Annotated in this window: 26 protein-coding genes and 1 other annotated feature; of the genes, 9 read left to right on the top strand and 17 right to left on the bottom strand. The window is 30.1% G+C overall.

Annotated elements, in window-relative coordinates; genetic code table 11:
• The first annotated feature begins 55 nt into the window (after positions 1 to 55).
• The 4 genes from P8F83_RS02875 (at position 56) to P8F83_RS02860 (ending at position 1,993) form a co-directional block, all read left to right on the top strand.
• Positions 56 to 463 (top strand): hypothetical protein, encoded by a 408-nt coding sequence (locus P8F83_RS02875; RefSeq protein WP_326513370.1) that lies wholly within the window; start codon positions 56 to 58, stop codon positions 461 to 463.
• Positions 464 to 467: 4 nt separating this feature from the next.
• Positions 468 to 902 carry a hypothetical protein gene (locus tag P8F83_RS02870; RefSeq protein WP_326513369.1) on the top strand — a complete coding sequence of 145 codons (435 nt, stop codon included), beginning with the start codon at positions 468 to 470 and terminating at the stop codon, positions 900 to 902.
• Positions 903 to 926: 24 nt separating this feature from the next.
• Positions 927 to 1,517: a hypothetical protein gene (locus P8F83_RS02865; protein ID WP_326513368.1), complete on the top strand. Its 591-nt coding sequence runs from the start codon at positions 927 to 929 to the stop codon at positions 1,515 to 1,517.
• Between the two features lie 86 nt (positions 1,518 to 1,603).
• Positions 1,604 to 1,993 carry a RidA family protein gene (locus P8F83_RS02860; RefSeq protein WP_326513367.1) on the top strand — a complete coding sequence of 130 codons (390 nt, stop codon included), beginning with the start codon at positions 1,604 to 1,606 and terminating at the stop codon, positions 1,991 to 1,993.
• 89 nt (positions 1,994 to 2,082) lie between these two features.
• Here P8F83_RS02860 and P8F83_RS02855 read toward each other — a convergent pair whose 3' ends face one another.
• From P8F83_RS02855 to P8F83_RS02785, 15 genes are all read right to left on the bottom strand, one after another.
• Complete coding sequence (locus P8F83_RS02855; protein ID WP_326513366.1) at positions 2,083 to 3,507, bottom strand: MFS transporter; 1,425 nt, start codon at positions 3,505 to 3,507, stop codon at positions 2,083 to 2,085.
• Between the two features lie 84 nt (positions 3,508 to 3,591).
• Complete coding sequence (locus tag P8F83_RS02850) at positions 3,592 to 4,032, bottom strand: MarR family winged helix-turn-helix transcriptional regulator (protein WP_326513365.1); 441 nt, start codon at positions 4,030 to 4,032, stop codon at positions 3,592 to 3,594.
• A 180-nt stretch (positions 4,033 to 4,212) separates the two neighbouring features.
• Positions 4,213 to 4,422, bottom strand: coding sequence for a helix-turn-helix transcriptional regulator (locus P8F83_RS02845; RefSeq protein ID WP_326513364.1), 210 nt, complete (start codon positions 4,420 to 4,422; stop codon positions 4,213 to 4,215).
• Positions 4,423 to 4,427: 5 nt separating this feature from the next.
• Entirely contained in the window at positions 4,428 to 4,724 is a 297-nt protein-coding gene (locus P8F83_RS02840) for a hypothetical protein (protein ID WP_326513363.1), read from the bottom strand.
• Positions 4,725 to 5,117: 393 nt separating this feature from the next.
• Positions 5,118 to 6,779, bottom strand: coding sequence for a glutamate--tRNA ligase (gltX, locus tag P8F83_RS02835; RefSeq protein WP_326513362.1), 1,662 nt, complete (start codon positions 6,777 to 6,779; stop codon positions 5,118 to 5,120).
• 46 nt (positions 6,780 to 6,825) lie between these two features.
• Positions 6,826 to 7,048: a binding site (T-box leader), on the bottom strand.
• Between the two features lie 64 nt (positions 7,049 to 7,112).
• A complete protein-coding gene (locus tag P8F83_RS02830; RefSeq protein ID WP_326513361.1) occupies positions 7,113 to 8,291 on the bottom strand; it encodes a MalY/PatB family protein in 1,179 nt (392 codons plus the stop codon).
• A gap of 3 nt (positions 8,292 to 8,294) precedes the next feature.
• On the bottom strand, positions 8,295 to 9,371 hold the full coding sequence (locus P8F83_RS02825; protein WP_326513360.1) for a Xaa-Pro peptidase family protein: 1,077 nt from the start codon (positions 9,369 to 9,371) through the stop codon (positions 8,295 to 8,297).
• 66 nt (positions 9,372 to 9,437) lie between these two features.
• Positions 9,438 to 10,748 (bottom strand): PTS sugar transporter subunit IIC, encoded by a 1,311-nt coding sequence (locus tag P8F83_RS02820; RefSeq protein WP_326513359.1) that lies wholly within the window; start codon positions 10,746 to 10,748, stop codon positions 9,438 to 9,440.
• 15 nt (positions 10,749 to 10,763) lie between these two features.
• Entirely contained in the window at positions 10,764 to 11,093 is a 330-nt protein-coding gene (locus P8F83_RS02815) for a PTS sugar transporter subunit IIB (RefSeq protein WP_326513358.1), read from the bottom strand.
• A gap of 2 nt (positions 11,094 to 11,095) precedes the next feature.
• Entirely contained in the window at positions 11,096 to 11,413 is a 318-nt protein-coding gene (locus P8F83_RS02810; RefSeq protein WP_326513357.1) for a PTS lactose/cellobiose transporter subunit IIA, read from the bottom strand.
• Between the two features lies 1 nt (position 11,414).
• Complete coding sequence (gene ypdE / locus P8F83_RS02805; RefSeq protein ID WP_326513356.1) at positions 11,415 to 12,464, bottom strand: aminopeptidase; 1,050 nt, start codon at positions 12,462 to 12,464, stop codon at positions 11,415 to 11,417.
• Between the two features lie 10 nt (positions 12,465 to 12,474).
• Positions 12,475 to 14,382 (bottom strand): BglG family transcription antiterminator, encoded by a 1,908-nt coding sequence (locus P8F83_RS02800; protein ID WP_326513355.1) that lies wholly within the window; start codon positions 14,380 to 14,382, stop codon positions 12,475 to 12,477.
• Between the two features lie 272 nt (positions 14,383 to 14,654).
• The gene (locus P8F83_RS02795; RefSeq protein ID WP_286909463.1) at positions 14,655 to 14,912 is read right to left on the bottom strand and encodes a hypothetical protein; all 258 of its coding nucleotides are present in this window, start codon (positions 14,910 to 14,912) and stop codon (positions 14,655 to 14,657) included.
• A gap of 11 nt (positions 14,913 to 14,923) precedes the next feature.
• Positions 14,924 to 15,502, bottom strand: a complete 579-nt coding sequence (locus P8F83_RS02790; RefSeq protein WP_326513354.1) for a TetR/AcrR family transcriptional regulator — start codon at positions 15,500 to 15,502, stop codon at positions 14,924 to 14,926.
• A 191-nt stretch (positions 15,503 to 15,693) separates the two neighbouring features.
• The gene (locus tag P8F83_RS02785; RefSeq protein ID WP_326513353.1) at positions 15,694 to 16,452 is read right to left on the bottom strand and encodes an AIM24 family protein; all 759 of its coding nucleotides are present in this window, start codon (positions 16,450 to 16,452) and stop codon (positions 15,694 to 15,696) included.
• 197 nt (positions 16,453 to 16,649) lie between these two features.
• Between P8F83_RS02785 and guaC the strand changes: the two genes are divergently transcribed.
• The gene (gene guaC, locus P8F83_RS02780) at positions 16,650 to 17,633 is read left to right on the top strand and encodes a GMP reductase (protein ID WP_326513352.1); all 984 of its coding nucleotides are present in this window, start codon (positions 16,650 to 16,652) and stop codon (positions 17,631 to 17,633) included.
• A 389-nt stretch (positions 17,634 to 18,022) separates the two neighbouring features.
• Here guaC and P8F83_RS02775 read toward each other — a convergent pair whose 3' ends face one another.
• Positions 18,023 to 18,517, bottom strand: a complete 495-nt coding sequence (locus P8F83_RS02775) for a hypothetical protein (RefSeq protein WP_326513351.1) — start codon at positions 18,515 to 18,517, stop codon at positions 18,023 to 18,025.
• Positions 18,518 to 18,695: 178 nt separating this feature from the next.
• Here P8F83_RS02775 and P8F83_RS02770 point away from each other — a divergent pair, with 178 nt between their 5' ends.
• The 4 genes from P8F83_RS02770 (at position 18,696) to P8F83_RS02755 (ending at position 22,030) form a co-directional block, all read left to right on the top strand.
• Positions 18,696 to 19,370, top strand: a complete 675-nt coding sequence (locus P8F83_RS02770) for a response regulator transcription factor (protein WP_326513350.1) — start codon at positions 18,696 to 18,698, stop codon at positions 19,368 to 19,370.
• Positions 19,371 to 19,384: 14 nt separating this feature from the next.
• Positions 19,385 to 20,713 (top strand): sensor histidine kinase, encoded by a 1,329-nt coding sequence (locus P8F83_RS02765; RefSeq protein ID WP_326513349.1) that lies wholly within the window; start codon positions 19,385 to 19,387, stop codon positions 20,711 to 20,713.
• Between the two features lie 139 nt (positions 20,714 to 20,852).
• Entirely contained in the window at positions 20,853 to 21,458 is a 606-nt protein-coding gene (locus P8F83_RS02760) for a GNAT family N-acetyltransferase (RefSeq protein ID WP_326513348.1), read from the top strand.
• Between the two features lie 14 nt (positions 21,459 to 21,472).
• Positions 21,473 to 22,030: a TetR/AcrR family transcriptional regulator gene (locus P8F83_RS02755; RefSeq protein ID WP_326513347.1), complete on the top strand. Its 558-nt coding sequence runs from the start codon at positions 21,473 to 21,475 to the stop codon at positions 22,028 to 22,030.
• Positions 22,031 to 22,129: 99 nt separating this feature from the next.
• On the opposite strand, the gene P8F83_RS02750 is transcribed toward P8F83_RS02755, so the two are convergent.
• The gene (locus P8F83_RS02750; RefSeq protein WP_326513346.1) at positions 22,130 to 23,569 is read right to left on the bottom strand and encodes a Fic family protein; all 1,440 of its coding nucleotides are present in this window, start codon (positions 23,567 to 23,569) and stop codon (positions 22,130 to 22,132) included.
• Positions 23,570 to 23,624 lie beyond the last annotated feature (55 nt).

Genomic DNA, 23,624 nt, shown 5'->3' with positions numbered 1-23,624 from the left:
AAATATATGCTACAATTATTTTATAAGAGTACTAATAAAGGAGCTCTAATTTATTATGAAAAAGACTCTTTTTTTAATAATATCAATAACATTTTTACTTATGCTTTCTGGCTGTAGAAATATTAATAGCGTTTTTTTGAGAGGTTCCTATCAAAGCGAAAGAACTTCTGATAGACATTTTGTCCAAATTTCAATATATTCTGATGAAAATAGTTTCGTGGAATATATTGATAATAGAGAGGTTAACAAAGGCACTTTTGATATTATAGAAGGCAAAAAATATAGCTTAGTTGGAGACAAACAAACTATTGAAATAAACTTAGATAAAAATAATTCTTTTGAAATTACTATGAAAAAAGTAAATGATGGAAACCCGATTTTAATGAAAAACTTAGGTGATCTTCCTGCAAAATTCGATTCACGTTTTAATGATACTGAAGAATACGAAAAACTACTAGAATAGTTACTTGAAAGGAGCTGATATTATTACTAAGGTTAAAAAACTTACTATTTTAGGATTAGTTTCTCACTTAATGCTTATCATATTAGTTTTTATTTCACCTGCTAAATTAAATGGTCGGTGGTATTTGTATAATGGAAATGATATAAATACTGATTCTAATATAAAAAATCAACTAAACTCAAAAGATTATATAAAATTTTCAAACAGGACTATGGAGAGCTTTCAAAGTGATAGTAAAAATAGTGTCTCTGAGATGAAGGTGCTAGGAAATAAAATGCATGTTGGCGATGCAGTATATAAATATGATATAAATAAAATTGGAGAACATAAAATCTTAGTTTTAGAATTGATAGGCTTTGATAACGTCCACTTAAAAGAGTCAGTTGAAAATAGTGCGAAGTTTATATATGTATTTGAAGAAAGTATTGATTTTGAATAATAGAATTTTAGGAGGTTTATAGATGTGAAAAAATTTATTTTAAGTACTTTTTCTTTAATCTTAATTTCTCTTTTAATAAGTTGTAATAGTAAAGTTTCAACTATAGAAAAATCTATTGAGACACTTTTTAGCAAAAACTCTTCAAATGGAAAAGTAGATATTTTACTTATAAAAGAAATTGATAATGAGAAACTTATTTTAGCTCAAAAACCTGAAAAAGATGGAGCGCAATCCACTAATCTTTTTTTACTCAATGAAAATAATGAGATTTTAAGTTGGACTAGTGGCCAAATGCCAATTAGTCAATGTTTTACTGTAAATACTTTAGTTTATAATGACAAAAGAATTATTTTTGGCAGTTTTAATGATAGTAAGTACATTCCTTCACAAGATAAAAAGATACGTGTAAATATTTCTAAAATAGATATCATTCTTACAGACAACAAAAATATTAATGAAGATGTCTCTTTAGATAAAGGGTATCTTTTAATAATTGATGATTCATCTGATATTCAGGAAGTTACCGTTTTAAATAATAACAATGAAATTCAAAGCACACTTAGCGATATTGATAATATAATAGCTAAAACTGATTTTATTAAATACAAAAAATAGTCCTCAACTATTGAATTCTTCATTGTTTACATAATATGCTATAATTTATACACAGAAATAAATACAAATATATAAGGAGTTATACTATGAAAGAATTCAGAAACCCAAGAAACATTCATGAACCAGTTGCTGATTACACGCATCAAGTCGAGGTTTCAGGACAGGCTCGTTGGTTAGTTATGTCTGGACAGATTGGAAAATATAACGATGTCCCTATTCCAGAAGATCCAATAGAACAAATAGAAATAGCTATGGATAATATTGTGAAGAATTTGGAAGCATCCAATATGGAAGTTAAAGATCTAGTAAAAGTAGTTTTTTATTTAGTTGGGAATATTGATAATTCCAAACGAGTTGAAGCTGTTTCAAAAGTACTGCAAGGTCATAAACCATGTATGACCTTATTATATGTAGCTTCTTTAGCTAATCCATCTATAAAAGTAGAAATTGATGCATGGGCCTGTTCTGATAATTAACTTAAAAATAGCTGCTTTTGAATTCAAAAGCAGCTATTTTATTAACTAAGTATTCCTAACTATATTTTTACTTACGCAAATTTTTTATATTATTCTTCTGCAGGAGCTGTTTTAGGCAATAACCAAACTAGTCCCAAACAAAGAGTTACAATTGCAGCAACAAGCATAACACTTATTGTCATGGCTGTTGTAGCTCCATTACTACCTTGGTATTTGAAATAAATAGTAGTAATAGCAGCCGAGCCAATAGCAGCAGCAAGTTGTTGTACCGCACTTAAAGATCCACTGGCACTACCAGTTTCATCTTGCTCTAAATCTCCAAGAGCAACGTCATAAATACTACTAAAACAAGCTCCCATTCCCACTCCAATCACAAGAATTGCTGGTGCAGTAAACCAGGCATTAACTCCCTCACCTTTCATTATTATTATTCCCCAAAGTCCAAGCACACCAACTAGTGTAGCTAAAAGTCCAGCTACAACAATTTTTCTTCCAAACTTTATAAGTAGTGGTCTACATATTAAAGATGCGATAACTATTCCAATAGCCATTGGTGATAGACCTAATGCAGCTTCTTTTGGAGTTAACTTAAGATCAAATTGAAAAAATATCGATATGACATAAGACAACCCACTTACAGCTGCAAAGAAGGCAAGTCCCAATATCATTCCTGATGTAAACCCTCTGTTTGCTAGAAGCGATGTTTTTATAAGAGGATTTACAGCATACTTTTGACGAATACCGAAAGCTATAAATGTAATTATACCAACACATATACTCATTATAGGAATTCTTGTCCATCCATCTGTTGAGCCTTGAATCAATCCAAATATTAAGCTAAACATTGTTAATGCAAGAAGTACTGATCCTAATCCATCAAGTTTTTCATTAGAAATTGGTTCATCATGTGGTAAAAGTTTTATAGCTGCAATTATACCAGCTATTCCTAATACAATATTAATTAGAAACATAGGTCTCCAGCTTAATCCTCCAATATTAGCTACTATAATAAATCCAGCAAATATTGGGCCTAATACTGATGAAATACTCATTACTGGACCAAACACACTAAATGCTCTTGGTAACTGTTCACGAGAGAAAGTTGCTACAAGAATACTCATACCTTGTGGAATAAGTAATGCTCCAAATCCACCTTGTATTAATCTGCTTATTATCATCATTACTGGATTAATAGATAATCCACATAAAACAGAAGCAGATGTAAATCCAATCATACCTATTAGAAATAGTTTACGTTTGCCATACCTATCCCCTAAACGTCCCCCTATAACCAGTAAAATTCCCATAACTAAAGCATAGCTTGCTCCTAACCACTTTATAAACATTTCTCCCCCACCAATACTTTGAACAATTGCCGGCGCTGCAATATTAGTTATTGTCGAATCCATCAAATCTAATATATCAGCTATAATTACAACTGCTAAAATCGCTCTTAAATAAGGTGTTAAACGTGTAGGAGCTTTTGATTCCATATTTAAATTAGATTTTTCCATAAAAAAGCCTCCTTAATTTTAGGTTTAATTCTACCTATTTGTTTAAAATAAATTCAGGTATAACCTGAACTTATATACCATTTTTTATTGCATGTTTTTATATGCTTTTTCTAAAATAGTAATAAATAAATCCCTCTCTTCTTCATTCATTCCATAAAGCAATTGTTTTTCAGAATCTTTAAAAACTTGATCTAAGCCTTCCATAATTCTATTTCCCTTGTCGGTTACTTGAATTTGCATGGCACGACCATCTTCACTATCAGTATAACGAATAATAAAACCATTTTTCTCAAGCCCATTTAATAAACTGGTTACTGAAGGTCCACTAAGTTCCATCCTCTCTTGCAAAAACTTTCGGCTAATGTTTACACCTTCATAAACACTTCTTCTTATTGCACCTAAAAGTCTAGCCTGCTGATTAGTTATTTCATACTCAGCTAATTTTTGATCATTTAAATAACGTAATCTATGTGCTATACCTCGAATATAAAAATCTGCACTAGGTTTTCCTCTAGCTTTATGCATTTATTTCTCTCCTTTCTAATTAGGTTTAATTCTACCTTCATTATATAAGTAGAGTTCTACCTTGTCAATGCCAATAAAAAAAAGAAGTCATCTCAAAAGTAGAAATTGAGCCTGGGCATGTTCTTATAATTAACTTAAAAATAGCTGCTTTTGAATTTAAAAGCAGCTATTTCTATTATATTAAACATCATATTCCTTTGGATCGTGTTCAAAAAGCTCATCTACTGTTGTTTCTAGTATACTTGCAAGTTTGAAAGCTAATAGCAGAGTTGGATCATATTTATCATTTTCTATCGCATTTATTGTTTGCCTTGTAACACCTAATTCATTAGCTAAGTCTTCCTGCCTATATTTTTTTTCTTTACGTAATTCTTTTATATTATTCTTCATATATCTTAACGCCCAATAGCAAAGTGTAAAATAGCACCAAATACAATCATCAATAATATCGTAAATGAACAAATCAAAATCTGTTTTTTGCCACTATTATCGTCCACTTTCGTTTTCTCAATACTCGTAACAAAAAAGTAAACTAGAAACTGTAGTGAAAATAAAATTAATGGAAGTGATGCTTCTTGATGGCTAACGTAGTTATATCCACCCCATATAAATAATGAAAACACCATAAAAGCCCAACTCCATTTAATCCCCTTTTGATTTACCCTTAACTCCATTTCATCCATTTTTCTCATAAAATTCCCTCCTTAATGTCAAATTCTTTTTACATTTTTAGCATAACACTCACCTCAAATAATGTCAATAGTTTTTGACATTTTACTGAGATTAATCAATTTCCGTAAAACAACATATCTTTTGTAATAATTCAATTTAAAATTTTTCAACATCATAAAAATCTCCATAAAAAAAGTCATCACAAACTAAATCTGTGATGACTTCTTTTTTATTATCTGATGTCTAGCCACTGTAACACTCCCATCCGACCTAAAGAAGAATGTGACTCACACAGAATCAAAGATTTTGGTTCTCTACTTTTTCTATTAGTTTGGAGATAACAGTGGCACGACCCTAGATAAGTTCAACTAAGATTCATCTGGGGATAAAACCCCACCTGAATCAAGTTTCACTTATAAACTTAAAAACTTTTCAAATCTTTCTCTAACTTTTTCTTCACCTAATATCTGCATTATTGTGTAAAGGTCTGGTGTGTTAGTTCTATGAGCTAAAGCTATTCTAACTGCTCCTGCAACATCAGAAATCATGCCTTTAAATTGATCTGGATTTGCTTTAAATTCTTTTCTGTTAGCACAGTAACCAAGGTTTGCTCCTATTACTTTTAAATCTTCAAACCAAGCTTCTTGACTTCCAGCATTGAAGTTAAATTCATTTTTATAAACTTCAATTATTGCCTTAGCTGCTTCTATTGTAAGACCTTTTGGAAGTTCTACTTGTTCCAAAGTTTCTTTGTAGAATAATTCATCAAAGAAGTAGAAGATCTTTTCTTTAACTTCATCCCATTTAGCAAAGTCTTTTCTTGGTTTTGGGCCTTCTTTATCTATGTTGAAGATTTCTTTTGACATCTTTTCATTTTCTGTAACTAATTTAAACATTTCTTCATCAAACTCTTTAGCCCAAGCTATATAGTTATCATAAACATCTGAAGCCTTCATTACAGCTATACGATCTTTAGCAACATCATTTAACTTAACTAAATCAAATAAAGCTCCGCTTTTACCCATTTTTTCTAGGTGAATTTCAAACTCATGATAATCTGTTGTAGGATTTTCAGCTCGCCATTCTTCAAAAGTTGAATTAACTATGTTTAATAGATATTCAATTACTGTTACTGTAGGATATCCTACTTCTTTATAATAAGATACAGCAGCTTCAGCATCTTTTCTCTTTGAAAGCTTTCTCTTAGATCCGCCATCTTGCTTCATTATTGTTGGAATATGAGCATATCTTGGAGCTTCAAAACCTAGAACTTCAAATAATTGAACATGTATAGGAAGTGATGATAACCACTCTTCTCCTCTTATTACATCTGTAGTTTTCATTAGATAATCATCTATAGCATGAGCAAAGTGATAAGTTGGAAGTCCATCTCCCTTTATAAGAACTATGTCTTGATTATTTTCTGGGAAAGATATATCTCCCTTTATTAAATCATGGAACTCAACTCTTTTTTCTGGGTTTCCTGGTGACTTTAATCTTATGATATATTGCTCTCCATTTTCAATTCTCTTTAGAGCTTCTTCTTCAGTTATGTCTCTAAACTTAGCATATTCTCCATAATATCCTGGAGTTATTTTGTTTGCTACTTGTTTTTCTCTAAGTTCTGCTAATTCTTCTGGAGTTGCAAAACATGGATAAGCTAATCCTTTTATAAGTAAGTCTTTTGCAAAAGTATTGTATATATCAGCTCTTTGACTTTGTCTATATGGACCATATTCTCCTTTAGATGTTTCTTGTCCAGTCATCCCTTCACTAAAATCCATCCCAAAATTGTGCATAGTTTTTATAGTATCTTCTATTGCACCTTGAACTTCTCTTTTTTGATCAGTATCTTCTATTCTTAAATAGAAAACCCCTTCTGTTTGGCTTGCTAATCTTGCATTAATTAGTGCCGCATAAACTCCACCTATATGTTGAAATCCTGTTGGACTTGGTGCATATCTAGTAACCTTTGCACCTTCTTTTAAATTTCTGTTTGGATATTTTTCAATATAATATTCTCTTGAATTCTTAACCTCTGGGAATATTATCTCTGATAATCTTTCAAAACTCATTCGTATCTCTCCTTAAAAAATAATAAAAGCCTCCCATCCTAAAACTACTTAGGACGAAAGACTAATTCCGCGTTACCACCTAAATTGATTAATTTCTTAATCCACTTAATTTATCTTTAAGGGAATAACCCCATAAATATACTACGCCAAAAGGCTTTCTATTCACTGCTCCAAAGCTTCCTTCAATGCTTTTAAATGCTGGGCTTTCACCTTCCCCAAGCTCTCTAATATTTAAAATATCATCTACTCTTCTTTATCATTGCATTTTCTTTAATTATTTACAAAATACAAATCAATTATACATGTGGAATATATTATTGTAAAGAAGAAATATTACCTATAAAGATATTCTATTCCTTTTTTAAGTCTCCACAATCCCTCTATCAGTTTTTCTTTAGGGCAACCACAATTTAATCTTAAGTATTTTGCTCCATTGTCTCCATAGGTTTCCCCAGGCATAATACCAACCTTGCCCTCATTAACTAAAGCCTGCTGAATCTCCTCTTTAGTAAAGGGAAGCTCTCTCCCATCAATCCAAGCTAAATAAGTTCCTTCTGCTGGTTTATATTTTAACTGAGGTAATTCTTTTTTTATAAACTCTTCTACTATTACAGTATTTTCTTTAATATACTCAACAAGTTGGTTTATATAATCATCACATTCTCTATATCCAATCATAGTGGCATACATTCCAAAAATACTTACTGAATTTAAGAAGTCTTTTTTACGGGTTTGAAGTAAAAACTTTTCTCTTATTTCTTCACTTGGAATTATGCTGTAAGATCCTATTAATCCAGGTGTATTTAAAGTTTTACTTGCACTAGATACTAAATACAGATGGGAATATTCTTTTGTATATTTTAAAATAGGAATATGTTTGTTTTTTCCTAAGATAATATCCATATGAATCTCATCAGAAATAATCTTAACTCCATGTTTTTTACAACTTTTTATTATGTGTTCTATTTCTTCATTAGTCCAAACACGTCCTGTAGGATTATGAGGTGAACATAAAAGCATTATTTTACACTCTTTTATTTTTTTATCAAAGCTTTCAAAATCTATTTTGAAAACTCCCTGTTCTTCCTTCAAATTCTCACTTACTAGAAGCCTGTCATTTTCCTCTATTACAGAGAAAAAAGCATCATACATTGGATTGAATGTTAATATCTTATCCTTAGTATTACTTAGAAGCCTGATTAACACAGATACAGAATACATAACTGAGGGACTGTATAAAATCCAATCCTCATCTATAAAACATTTAAATCGTCTCTCATAATATTCAGCTATAGCTCCTTTAAAATCATGATGATTCCATCTAGTATAGCCGTATATTTCATGGTTCATGACTTCTTTTAGCTTATCTGTGATGGGCCTAGGTATTTTAAAATCTGTATCAGAAATTGAAAATGGAAGCAGATCTTTTTTATTAAATCTATCCTCAATATAATCCCACTGTGTACAATAGGTTCCTTTTCTATTTATAACTTCATCAAAATTATATTTCATAGTTTATTTCTCCTTTAACACAATCAATTCCTTTGAGACATGATTAAGTGGTACTCCAACACCATTTTCTATTAAAACATCATCCTCAATACGCACTCCACCTAAATCTGGAATATATATACCAGGTTCACAGGACATAATCATCCCCTCTTCTAAAATAGTATCACTTTTCTCATTTAAAATAGGATACTCTTCTCCATCTCCTATTCCTATGCCATGTCCTAATCCATGACTAAAAAATTCTCCATAACCATGAGCTTTAATAATATCACGAGCTATCTTATCTACTTCCTTTGCACTAATCCCTGTTTTGATACCTTTAACTCCTGAAGTTTGGGCTTTTAGTACTACTTCATATACTTCTCTCATCTTATCACTAGGTTCACCTATAAATATAGTTCTAGTCATATCTGATTGATAATTTTTATATTCAATTCCAAAATCTAAAAGTATAGGCTCATGGGCCTTAATCTTTCTTTCTGTAGGTCTTCCATGAGGCATTGCACTACGCTTACCAGTTGCTACAATTGTTTCAAAAGACATTCTAGAGGCTCCCATTGAAATTCCATAATACTGTATCAAGGCTGAAATTTCCTGTTCACTCATACCAATCTTCAGCTTATCTATTACCTTATAAAATATCTCATCAGTTAACTTGCAGGCTTCCTTTATTACAGCTATCTCTTCTTGCTCCTTAATTATACGAAGCATATTTAGTTCATCCTTTAATATATGCACCTTATCTATAGTCTCTTTAATCTTTATATATTCATCTATAAGCATGCTATTTCCTTCTATAGCAAGACTAGTAAAGTTCTGCTTATCTAATATTTCTTTAACGGATTTTAAATAACCTCCACTATCACTTAAAACAATTTCTAAGTCCTTTTCTTTTTCCTTAGCTTCTGTTATATATCTTCCATCTAAAATTAGATAACCTTTCTCTCTAGTAATTAGTATCTTGCAGCCACTTCCTGTTAAGGTATCTAAATACTTTTTTACTGTTTTACTTTTAATTAAAACCCCATCCACATTTAAATTTTTAAGTAAAGCTTGTACTTTATCTATTCTTTTTGCCATAATGCTACCTACTTTCATATACAAAACTAAGACAAGAAATTTCTTGTCTTAGTTTTGCTTATAATATTAAAAATCTAAATCTAAATCCTTTAATAAAGCTTCATCTTCATCAGAAATAACCTTTTTATTGTTTTCTTCAGTTACTCTCTTTTCAAACATCTTAAAGAATGGATACCATACTAAAATAGAACCTATCATCTGTATAGCATTAACTATAATTGTTCTCCAGTCTCCATTTACTAAGAACCCTTCTAAAAATACTCCAACATAAGGAGGATTAAAAAATGGTTTATCTAATAGACCAAAGTACATCAAAAATCCTGGGAAGGAACCTAATATTGCTCCACCCACTACATAAGGTATAAAGAAGGTTGGATTTAATACAATAGGCGCTCCAAATAATATTGGCTCATTAATTCCAAACAATGCTGGGATTAATGAAACTTGTCCTACACGTTTATACGCTTTGGATTTTGATAGAAGACACCAAAATACTAATCCAAAAGTTATACCTGTTCCTGTAAAGTTTGCAAAAGCTGATACCATTCCTCCTGTATAGAAGTGTGGTAATGGTTGTCCAGATTGCATAGCTGTAATATTTTCTGCTAAAAATTGTACTCCAATTGTTCCTGTAATTGGACTTAATACTGAAGGATGAATTCCGAAGAAAAATAATAAACAAGATAAAAATGTTACAAATAAGAATACTAATGGATTGTCCATAGAACCAATTAAAGGTGATAAGAATTTTGTAAGTACTTCTGGTGGTAAAGTTCCAAAAATAGTTATAGAAAGCTGACGAATTGTTATAAATACACCTACTACTATAATTGTAGTTGGAATCATTTCAAAGGATCTAGATACAAAATCTGGTACTCCTTCCGGCATCTTTATAGTAAATTTCTTAACAGTGCACCATCTATACAATTCCACTGCCAGCATAGCTGATACCATAGAAATAAATAGTCCTTTTGCTCCTAAATATTTAGTTACCATTCCTCCATCATTTGTAAACGATATTACTAAAAACAAAAATCCAAACCCAGCTAAAGTAATACATCCAGGAATATATAATTTGTAATGTTCCCCTAATGCATAGGCTATAGCTAAACACACATATAGCCCCATAAGTCCAAGAGATAAAGTTACTGGCAAGTCAATTATCTCAGCATTTGAAGTAATAAAATTTGAAATAAAATTCCCCTGTGGTAGCATATTAGGAAGTGCCGGAATAACTGCAAATAGACTTCCTATTATTAAAATTGGTGTCATGGCTACCATTGATTTCTTTATTGCATTTAGATGTTGCTGTTTATCCATTTTATTTGCAATAGGTGTCAGGTATCTATTCATAAACTTCTCAAATTTATCAAACATAGTTTTCGCTCTCCTCTATTTTAATTGATTTTTCTTATAGGCAATTAATGCTAACTTTAAAGTAGTAGCTCCATCCATTTTTCCATAGGTATCTTTGTCAATTACTACATATGGAATATTTTTAGGTTCAATAATAGGTTTAATATAATCAATTTTATGAGCAATTTGAGGTCCTACTAAAAGTACATCACAGTCTTCAACTTCACTTTGTAGCAAATCAACTGGAATTGCTATAAAGCTGAAGTCCTCTTCTTTTAATCTAGCACTATTTTTTACAGTTTTTTTCATGTTGTCCATTAACATTGTGGTTGAAAATCCACCAGCACAGCATAATACAATTTTCATAATTATTCCTCCCCGTTATCAAAAACTTCGATTAATGTTTCAATCAAATCCCTTGCTAATTGAGCTGTCATATAATGATCCTGAGCATGAACCATTAAAAGACCTATTTCAGGTTTATCTTCTCCTCCTCTCATTTCTGCTGTAATTAGCTTAGATTGAATTTTATGCGCTTCTATATCAATTTCTCTCGATTCTTGAAGAAGCTTTCTAGCAGCTGCAAACTCTTTAGTTTTTACTTTTTTCAATGCTTCAAAAGCCTTAGATTTACTTTCACCTGCGGTACTTATTATTTCTACAACTTGTTGTTCTAACTCGTTCATTTTATATTCCTCCTATATGTTCAGATATATTTTTATAAACTTCTTCATCTATATTTTCTATTATTTTAACTACTAAACTTATGGTATTTTTAATATCTTTTGTATGAACAATTGAATAAGGTCCATGACATAATCTTAGCGGAATTCCTATAACCATAGAGGGTATTCCTTCCCCTTGAAGATGTGCATTACCAGCATCTGTTCCTCCACCGCTGAACATATCACTTTGATATTCTATGTTATTTTCCTTACATAACTTTTTCACTAACCCTAATAAGTTTTTATTAGGAATCATTGCCTTATCATAATGAACAAGCATAGGTCCATGTCCTATTTTTCTCTTATTTCTATGATCTCTTACTAACTCTGGAGCATTAGCTACATCAACTGCAAAAACAATATTAGGTTTAATCTTTTCAGTAGCTGTTTTTCCACCTCTCATTCCTACTTCTTCACTACTTGTTCCAACAATATAAACATCACAATCATGGTGTGTATTTTCTATAGCCTTAAGAACCTCTGCTAAAACATAACAACCTGCTCTGTCATCCATGGCTTTTCCCATAATAAGTTCCTCAGAATTTAAATTCTCACAACTCGAGTGAAAACAAACCATATCCCCTATATCTACACCTAAATTTTCAACCTCTTCTTTACTGTCACATCCTATGTCTATGTAGGACTCCTTAACTTTTCCTGTTTTATCATCTATACTTGAATTTAATATTCCAATAATCTTATTATCATCAGCGGTAGTAATTCTGACCTTTTGTAGCTTCTTTGCTTCATCTTTTACTCCACCAATAGGGATTACATATATCATTCCAATATCTGAAATGCTTCTTACCATAAAGCCTACTTCATCCATATGAGCACAAAACATTACCTTTGGTCCATTTCCTTTTTTATGAAAAATTACACTTCCTAACCCATCAAAGCTTATTTCATCACTGTAAGCTTTAAGCTCTCTTATTAAAATATCTCTTACTTCCTTCTCATTTGATGCAATTGAATCCCCATTGCTGAGTTCCTTTAATAAATCTACTGTCATTTCTCCTCTCCTATCTCCATGTATTTAGAACAGCCATAAACTGCTCATAAGATTTTGTAGTACATAACTCATCTACTAAATCATCTTTATTCATAATTTCATATAACTTCTTAGTAACATCCTTTAAAAGCTCGTATCCATCTTTCGTTAAAGATATCATAAATATAATTCGGACTTCTTTCCCTTCATATATACAAGGCTCTTTTAATATTGCAACAGATACTAAATTTTTCTTGGCACACATTTGAATTGGATGAGGAAGTGCTACTCCATTTAGATAAATAGTGCTTAAATAATCTTCTCTCTGTATTACATATTGGCTGTAATTTTCTCCCCCATAACCGCTGTTTTCAATTTTTTCAGACATATCTTCTAGAACTTTTCTATACTCTATAGACCCTTCTATTACTTCAAAATAATCTTTTTTATAAAGGGAGGTATAATATAAGTCCTTATTTTCTTCTAAAGAAAACCTATCATATTGATCAAAGCTAAGTACTTGTTTAATCCTAAGTATATCCATATCATCCAAAAGTTCTTTTATATAAATAACAGGAGCTTTAAAATTAAGTTCTAAATCTAAGTCCTTTATTGTAAATATAAGATCTGGCATAAACTTCTCTATCTCTTCTATATCTAAGAAAGAAAAAGCTCTAATTTCTGCATTATCAAATAAAGTTTCAAGCTTGAGCTTAATTATATAAGCACTTCCTCCTCCACTAGAGCAAACCACTGCAATTCTGCTAAACCTATTCATCTTAGAGTTAGTTTCTTTCTCCATATGGAAAGCAAAGTAGGTAGCTAAAAAGCCCATCTCATCTCTAGTGGTTTCTACATGATAATTTTCTGATAGCATATCGCAAAATTTAATTGCGATATTAAAAGTCATTGGGTACTTAATGCAAATTTCATCTATAAGAGAATTTTTGTAGGACTTTTTTCTATTAAGCCTCTGAATTAATAGCGATACATGGGTTAACAACATCTGTTTAAAATTTTCATCGCTTTTAAAATCCTTATGATATTCTTTATCAATCTTTTCTAAAAAATCATCAATATCCTTTTCTAAATTATTAGTAGATAGAGTTTTTTCAAGTTCTCTAACTCTTACATTACTTTTAATTAACTCCACAAACTCTAAAGCTTCTTCATGTTTAAATCCAACCTTATAAATCTCTGATATTTTATTTATAACTGAACTGCATATTCTGAAATAAACATCCTCCTCTTCTTTTAAGGGTGGAATTGAAGTTTTTAATTTTACATTTGAGTAGATGGTAATCATAAGCCAAGCTGTTATATGCCTTAATTCGTTGTAATTAATATTTAAATTACTGTTCTTTAGTTCAGTTATTAGTTTATTTTCAATCTTTCTATAGGTCTCATCCTCTATAATTTTTCCAAGCTCATCTATAACCAGCTTATTTTCATCAAAAATAAACTTTATAATTATATTTTTCTTTTGCTTCATACTTCCATCTATATAAATTCCATAGTGTGACTTTTTTACAAGCTTAAGATCATAGTCCTCAGCCAATTTCTCTACTTCTTTAATATCCTTCTTAACTAAGGATTTACTTACCTCAAATACTTCAGCTATTTTGTCCATAGTTGTAAATCCAATTTCCATGGACAAATAGGCTAATATACTTTTTATTCTATCTTTAACTTCTAAGGCTTCATCATAATCTATTGATTTCATAAAATCATCAAGCTTCTTTTCATCTAATATCTCTAATAAATATCCTGTCCCTCTTTTTTGCTGCAATTTAAAACCTTTCTTTGATGAAATATGTATGAGATAAGCAATATCATTTTGGATGGTTCTTTTTGAAACCTTATACTTTTTAGTGAAATAATCAACTGATAGAAATTCTATACTTTCTTGAAAATCTTTCATTATATGATATATTCTCACTCTCATACCCCTCCTTTAGAAATCGATTTCTTTCATTGATTTTATTATAGATTTTCCTATTAATACTGAACAGATTAACATTTGCACAATTAAAGTGTAACTTGTATCTTAATGTATTCATAATTTTCATTATTACTTTAATCCTCCTTTAATCATTTTATCTATTTACATTGTTTTATTATATATTAAGAAACCTCTCATCTTAATAATTCAAAGATGAGAGGTTATATTATTTTATTAATTATTTAATTTAAATCTATATTTTTCTAACCTTAGCTATTTCTTTTAATACGCTTTAGGTTATATATATTAGATGCACCTGTAGTTATCCCTGCTATGCAAGCACCTAATCCATAAACAGTTCCTGTAGCTACCCCTATAATTCCAACACTTAATAAAATGCCACCTATTCCAAGGCCTACAACTGATCCAGCTTTAGCTATTTTCTTGTTTGGAAAAGTTCCATTACCAGCTTTTTTAGAAATTTCATAGTATTTTTTAGTATGTTCCTTTACATCAAATTTTTTCAAAACACAACCTCCTATTCAAAAATATCATCTATTAAATTATCAATCATAAACGCAAATACTTTTTTGCCATCACACAACATATTGTCCTTTTGAGATACTGTAGATAACATTGCAAACAAAAGAGAAATGGCTAAGTCTTCCTCAACCTTTAAAGAAAGAAATGGTTTGTTAATCATGAATTTGGCACCAATATGGCTTCTATCTTCCATCTCACTTCTTTGCTCAGTATTAAGTTTATTATAAAAGCTTAAAAAATCAGGATTATTTACATCATACATGAAACTACTTTGACTATATTCAAGATATATTTCTTTCAATGCATCAGCAACTCCATATTTATTTTTCTTTTGAGAAATTTTTTCTTCTACAGTAGCATAAAGTTTTTCTAATGTATTTTTTAACACCTCATAAAATAATGCTTCTTTGCTATCAAAAAAACTATAAAATGAGCCCTTTGAAATACCAATGTTTTGACAAAGAATATCTACGCTAGTTTTCTTATATCCATACTTTTGCCAATTTATTTTGCACTCTCCTATTAGCTTTTCATTGATAATCTTCTTTTCATCTCCAGTAAATCCTTTTGGCATAATAAATTGCCTCCTTATGATATATGACTAAATATTTTTATATAGTCATATATTACCCTTTTAATAGCTTATTGTCAATAGACGAAAAATATAGCTTGTATATCTCAAATGAGATATACAAGCTATATTAATCTTTTATTCATCCGAGCAAAGAACTTATTTCTTTACTCATCTTTAATTTTTCTCGCTTTTTAATAAGCAACAGGTGCAAGTAATATTCTTCCTGAGCCTCTATACACATTAACTAAACCTTCACCAGAAACAGCTGAACCTATTAAACTCTTACCTGATTTTTCAACTCTAAGATCTAAGGTGTCTGACCAAGCTACTGCATAGTTTCCATCAATTTTAACTTCATCTTTTTCAACTATAAGCTCTACAAGCTCATCTCTTGGAACAGGACTTTCTAAAACTGCAACTCCTCTTCCTTTAAGACATAGATTAAATAAACCTTCCTTTGCTAACAATGCTGACGATATATTAGTTCTAGTTACTACTTTTTGTTGAACAGTAGATTCACAAGCTAAAAATAATCCATCATCTAAAACCATGCCGCCCCAATCCTCTACATTTTCTAAAAGAATATGTTTATAAGTAGGTTCTAACATCAATAATCCATTTCCATTATACTTAGGCTTAATTGCTGATTCTTTTGTTACCTTTGAAGATAGAGCTTTGCCAAACAAATCACCAAGCCCTTTTACATCAGCACCCATAGTGACATTTCCTGCTGTCCATTGCATTGCCCCTGCACTTATAACATAAGAATTTCCTTTAAGTTCAATAAGAACTTGTCTCCTTCTTATATTCATTTGTGATGCATAATAAGAGTTAATAGCAGTTTGAAAATTTACACTTAAGTCCTTTCTATATTCAAGAACTTTTATGTCTCCCTTAGACTCTACAATTTCAATATTATCGTTTTCATAAAGATTTTTGTAAGTTACCATATTCTCATTCCTCCTTTATTTCCCATCATATCAATTATATAGCTTGATTTAGGTTTTTACTACTAAATTTCTCACATTAACATAAACTTGACATATGATTAATATCTAATCTATATTTAGTACATAGATAGACAAATTTCTTCACATACTAACAATCATGTGAGAAGTCTAAATTTTTACTTTTTGAGGTGTTGTTTATGGAAAATGTTTTTGATTATGAAGATATACAGCTGATACCAAATAAATGCATAGTTAACAGTCGTTCAGAATGTGACACCACTGTAACTCTTGGTGGACATACCTTTAAACTTCCTGTAGTTCCAGCAAATATGCAGACTATTATAGATGAAAATATAGCTACTTATTTAGCTGAAAACGGCTATTTTTATATTATGCATCGTTTTAATCCTGAAAAAAGAGTTGATTTTATTAAGGAAATGCAAGGTCGTAATTTAATTGCGTCTATAAGTGTTGGAGTTAAGAGTGAAGAGTATAAATTTGTTGAAAAATTAGCAGATGAAAAACTTTGCCCTGAATTTATAACAATTGATATAGCTCATGGTCATTCAAATGCAGTAATAGATATGATCAAACACATCAAAGCTCTTTTACCTAAAAGCTTTGTTATTGCAGGAAATGTAGGAACTCCTGAAGCAGTAAGAGAACTTGAAAATGCTGGAGCTGATGCAACTAAGGTTGGAATAGGACCAGGTAAAGTATGTATAACTAAAATAAAAACCGGTTTTGGTACTGGTGGATGGCAATTAGCTGCACTTCGTTGGTGTTCAAAAGCTGCAAGCAAACCAATTATAGCTGATGGTGGTATTCGTACTCATGGTGATATAGCTAAATCAATTAGATTTGGTGCAACTATGGTTATGATAGGTTCATTATTTGCAGGTCATGAAGAATCACCTGGAGTAACTATGGAGAGAGACGGAAAGTTATATAAAGAATACTTTGGTTCAGCATCAGAATTCCAAAAAGGTGAAAAGAAAAACGTTGAAGGTAAAAAAATGTTTGTTGAATATAAAGGTTCATTAAAAGATACTCTAATAGAAATGCAACAAGATCTTCAATCTTCTATATCTTATGCAGGTGGAAATAAACTTGATGCTATAAGAAATGTTGATTATGTTGTAGTTAAAAACTCTATTTTTAATGGAGATAGGGTTTACTAAGACAGTTTATAATTAATAGATTAAATATTAGAAGTAATTTTTGCTCCAACTATGATGATTATCGTAGTTGGAGCACTTTTTTTGTAAAGATAAAAATAATATATTATCTGAAATATGCTGTAGTTATAAGTTCCTGAGGAATATATATAGCTATATATTTTGCTATATATCTATATAACTATATATAGTGTTTATGCGGCTTCAGGGCATTTTGGGGATTAATATTTTAATATTGATTACTAGTTTAATCAATAGATGCAATATTTTCCAAAACAATTTAATTCCAGAATAAAATGCTCCCTATATGATAAAGCTTTTAGTTTCTATCATATAGGGAGTACTTTTTATATAGCCACATAAAACAAAGCTACTTACTGTCACTTTTAAAGTTATAAACGATGCATTCCCATTCCTCTTCCAGAACCATTCCCTCTATTGCCAGTACCCATCATATTGCCATTTCCTTCACCAGGAGTAGTGCAATTTAAAGAATTCTCATTTATATTTTCTTTTAATTGATTGCCTTCCTCTTCTGTAACTTTACCGCTAGAAACAGCTTCGTCTATAGCCTTTGTTTTCTCATTTACCATGTATTCTTTAATTTCCTCATCAGTAACTCCTTTTTCAGTTAAAAGATCATGTAGAGTTTTACCTGAATTTAATGCTGAAGAAATTTCCACCTCTGAAACACCTTTGCTGTTTAAAAGACTTCTTAAGATATCATTACCACGTAGGTTTGCAACCCTTCCTAATCCAGCTCCTGAACAGCTTTGGTTATATAAATTACTTTCAGCTGGGGAATTAGTTGTAGCTGCATATGCAGTTGTACCTACCCCAATTACAGATACTATTGATAAAGCTAATATAATATTTTTGATTTTCATAAAAAACTCTCCTTTTAATTTGTTTATTTAGGTGAACCCTATATCTATATAATAAAGACATATTTTGAGTAAATTATGAGATAATTGTGATAGAATTGTGAAAGTTTAAGAATATCACTAGAATGTAACTATAAAAGGATGTATCTTTAGAAGTAAGCAGTAAAGGAGGAATCTTTATATGAATGGAAAAATTCTTATAATTGAAGATGAAAAAAAGCTTGCTGAAGTTATGATGCTTTATTTGAAAAATGAAGGATATGATGTAGTAGTTATGAATGATGGTGAAAAAGGTGAAGAAGCCATTGATGAAGGGGATTATGATTTAATAATCTTAGATATAATGATGCCTAAAAAAGATGGCTGGTCGCTTTTAAGAAAAATTAAAAATATAGGTGACACTCCTGTAATTATAACTACAGCTAGAGGGGAAGAAGAAGATAGAATATTTGGGTTAGAGCTTGGTGCAATTGATTATATGGTTAAGCCAATTAGTATGAAAGAGCTTATACTTAGGGCAAAACTTAGAATAAGAAAAGATGCCTTTGAAAAACAAGAAAGCTATAAATTCGAAGATATGGATATCTCAGAGGAGAAAAGAATAGTCACTGAAAATGGAAGTGAAATAACTTTAACTCCAAAAGAATTTGATCTTTTACTATTCCTATGTAAAAATCCAGAGCAGGTATTTAAAAGAGAGCAGCTTTTGCAAAAAGTTTGGGCTTATGATTTTATGGGAGATACCAGAACTGTGGATACTCATATAAAGAATTTGAGAGAAAAGATTGAATACTGTAATAAACATATAAAAACAGTATGGGGTGTGGGATATAAATTACAGATTAAAAGTGAATAATCGGAGGAAACATTATGGGAAAACTAACATTAAGACTCATAAGATACTTCAGTGGAATTATTGTTTTAGTAGTTATATTTTGTTTTTTAACCAGTAGTATTTTTTTATCATATTTTTATGTTAATATGCAGTATTCAGAGCTCAAAACAGCTTCAAATAAAATATATGAAGCAATTAAGTCTGGAAATCAGTATTCAGATATAGTATCAGAATATCAAATTTCTAGTGCATTCCTTGTAAAAAATGGAGAGATAACTACTCTTTCTTCCTCAAAAATGGGTATGATGTCTATTATGAAAAACACTACTTTTGAGGATTTAAAAGAAAAAGGTAAATACACAAGTCCAATGAACCAAGATTTTCTATATTATAAAAACAGCACTGATATAGGAGATATAATTATTCTTCAAAACAATAAGTTTTCTACTGAGTATATGACGTCCACATATATAATTTTATCTATCATATTTTTAATTGCCTTAATTATTTCAATACCTGTTGTATCTGTTTTAGGCAAAAGAATTACTAGACCTATAATTAAGCTTCAAAAAGCAGCACTGGACATAACTCAAGGGAATTTTGATATTGATGTAGAGACAAACACTAAGGATGAAATTGAAGATTTATCTAATAGCCTTAAAATAATGGCAGATTCAATAGAAAAGAAAAATATTATGCAACGTGATTTTATTGCAAATGTATCTCATGATTTTAAAACACCTCTAAGTGTTATAAGGAATTATAGTGAAGCCATTTATGATGATATGTTAGAAGAAAAAGATAAAAAGGAGTATCTAAAAGAAATAATTAAAGAAGTTGATAGGTTAAACCTGCTTGTAATGGATATATTACAGCTTTCAAAGCTACAAAAGGGAATAGATATATTAAAAAAAGAAAACATCAATTTAAGTGAATTTCTAAAGGATTTTGAAAACTCATTTAGGATTCATCTTCAAAATAAAAATCTCTCACTAAAAATAAGGTTACTAGAATCTGATATGGATATTTATGCTGATAGCAATTATTTATACAGGGTAATTTATAATTTTATAGATAATGCAATAAAATTTAGCTATGAAAGTGGAGAAATAGAACTCAGAGCCACTAAAGAACAAGATAATATAAGAATATCTGTAAAAGATTATGGAGAAGGCATTGATGAAAAGTATGCATCTAATATCTGGGAAAGATATTACAAAAGTCAAAAAAGCGGTGGAATGGGTCTTGGCTTAGCTATATGCAGTGAGATTTTGAAACTTCATAACTTTGAATACGGAGTTATAAGTGAAAAAGGGAAATATACAGAGTTTTATTTTATTATACCAAAGATAAATATTATATAAAAAAGTAATTATTCCTCATATTTTATACCACGATTTTTTTTGTCAATGCATTAACTAATGTATTGACAAAAAAATTTAATATTGTACAATGGTACTAATAAAACTTTTTTAGTACCACAAAACAAGGAGGAAATAAATTATGTCTGAAATACTAATAACACCAGGAAATCCAAATTCAAATGTTGGCGGAAAACTTAGTCATATAGCTCTTGACTATATGACTCATACATTGGTTGGTACAAGAAATTCTTCTATTATTGAGCACACATTAAACTCATTATGGAAATCGAAGTCAAATAGATTTAGTCATGAATATGCTTTTGAAGCTAAAATAGATACTAACACAGTTGGAATGGTTACTTGTTATCCAGTTTCTGTAATGAATAAATTGGCTGTACCTACAATCAATAAACTTTTAAAATTAAGAAAATGGGATTTAATAAAACATTCTATTTTAAATTTAGGTGCAGCGTTATCAATTGTAGATTTAAAAGAAGGAAGAAATGATGAATATCATATTGGTGCAATAGCTACCTTACCTGAAAGTCGTGGATATGGAATAGGTTCAAAATTAATAGATTTTGCTGAAAATCAAGCTAGGTTAAACAATTATAAAAAATGTTCTTTAACTGTAAAGAAGGAAAATACCAAAGCTTTAAAATTATATAAAAACCTAGGCTATGAAGTTGTGGATTTTATAGAAAAGGAACCCTATCATCTTTATAGAATGGTCAAAAATATTTAAGTAGGATGAGTGTTATGAATAACGATATGTTTTTAAAAATCTTAAAATTATTTGGAAATAAGGGGTGTAAATTTACAACTGAAGACTTAGCTAGAGATTTAGGCACAAGCAAACGCACAATTTACTCCTCTTTTTCAAATAAAAGCGACATTATTGAGAAAACTATTGACTTTTTTTTCTTAGAAATAATTAATTCTGATAGTGCTATAATTGAGGATGAAAAACTTTCTATTAAGGAAAAAATCAAGCTCTGTTTTCAAGCTACTCCAGATGTATACAATATAGGCAATATACTTCGTCATAAAGATGATTTACAAAAGTATTATCCAAACTTGAACGCTAAAGTTGATATGTATATGAACGTTATTTGGGATAAACTTATGGAGCTAGTTGAACAAGGAATAGAAAATAAAATTTTAAAAGATGTAGATACTGTAATTCTTAAATTGATGTTTAATGAAACATTAAAAAAACTTCTTGATTTTGAATTTACAGCTCAAAATCAAATAAGTTTTAATTCTGGTTTAAAAACAATGTATGACATAGCCTTATATGGTTTAATAGCAGAATAACTAATTATATCAGCCTAAAAACTCTTGGATTGCAGCTACAAGACTTCCTGCTTCCCAAGAGTTTTTGCTCTTAAATATCAATAATTATTTTTTAAATGTTTATTTCGTAATCCTATACTTCTGCGCCTTACTTCTTACATTCTCAGGTATCGTATAGGTTATAAGCTTCTTTTCTAACAACTTACATAATGATCTTTTTATATTTCCTGGTACATTTTCATATCCTAGATATTCTGATATTTCTTTTTTTGATAAAGGCCCATCAGACAAAAGTTCTAAGATCTGGTCTTCAATTACGCTTACTAAAACATCTTTTTGTTGTTTTTCATCAATGTATAAGTCTTGATATTCATCATCAAAATAACAAGTGTTTTCATATAATTTGACTATGAAATATGCCCTGCTATCATCAGTTTCAAATATAGGCTCTGATGAATTATTATCTTTCATGGCTTTTATCATTCTGGCTAATCCAACAGCATTTCCATTTGCAAGTCCCAAACTTTCTAAATACTCACCTATTCTTCTATTTCTATAAATCCTAGCTGTAACTTCTCCTTTATCTATATCTTCTTTTTCTATAAACTTATCTGGGCCAGGATAACTTACAACTACAATCTTTTCCTTATCTATCCTCACTTCTATAGGGGTATTTTGTGCGTAATTTCTATGATAAAAAGCATTTATTATGGCTTCTTTTATTGCCTTTAACGGATAGTTAAAAAATATCTCTCCATCTATATTTTTTAATTTTATTAAGTTATTCTCTATATAACTTAAAACTGCTCTTATTTGCTCATGTATAGGCCCATGAAACTTCTTTTCTATAAAGTCATCACAAGTTGTTCCAAGAAAATGAACTAATTCAAGTTGACAACCTGGAATGAATTTTTCTGGACTATCAGAAAACATCAAAAGGCCTATGTTCTTAGGTCTTAGTTCATCATCAATCATATCAAGATTTTTTAATAACTCTTCTTTTGAAAGTTTTGATGTCTCATCATATAGTTCATTTCCTGTATCATAAAGATATTCCTTAATTAAAGACAGTCTCATATCTTCATAATTTGCATTTAAGTTTACTTCGTCATCAAAGGGATTATCTTTATTCTCCGTTGAAGCTTCTTTACTATCTTTTTTCTTTTCTACAGTATTTTCTGTTAACCCATCAAAGAAATACTCTCTTACAAGTCTTCCACCAGATTCAACCTCACCATCAAACCAAGTTCCACCCACTTCATACTCTTCTTCCCCATCATTATCAATATTTATAGGATCTATTTTTTTGATTTTTTTAACTTCCTTATCTTTTTTATTTTTCTTAGTTTTCTTCTTATTGATTTCATTATCATAGTAGCTACATATAGCCTCATTTAATACACTGCTCATACCGATATCAGGGTCTTTATGAACCTTTATTATTTCTAATATTTTATGTGTTGTTTCTTCACTGAGATTGACATCAACTAAAAACGTGTCTTCTAACTCCTCATTTTCACTAGCCTTCACTGCAGCCTCAAGGCTTTCATATTTCTTCATATATATCAGCTCCCTATTTAAAAGTTCCATGTATTATATGAAAAAACTCTAGAAA

The sequence above is a fragment of the Clostridium intestinale genome (genome assembly GCF_035905475.1).
Classification (GTDB): Bacteria; Bacillota; Clostridia; order Clostridiales; family Clostridiaceae; genus Clostridium_T; species Clostridium_T intestinale.
Note: the sequence above shows the minus strand (reverse complement) of the source record. Positions and strands in the feature narration are given on the sequence as shown.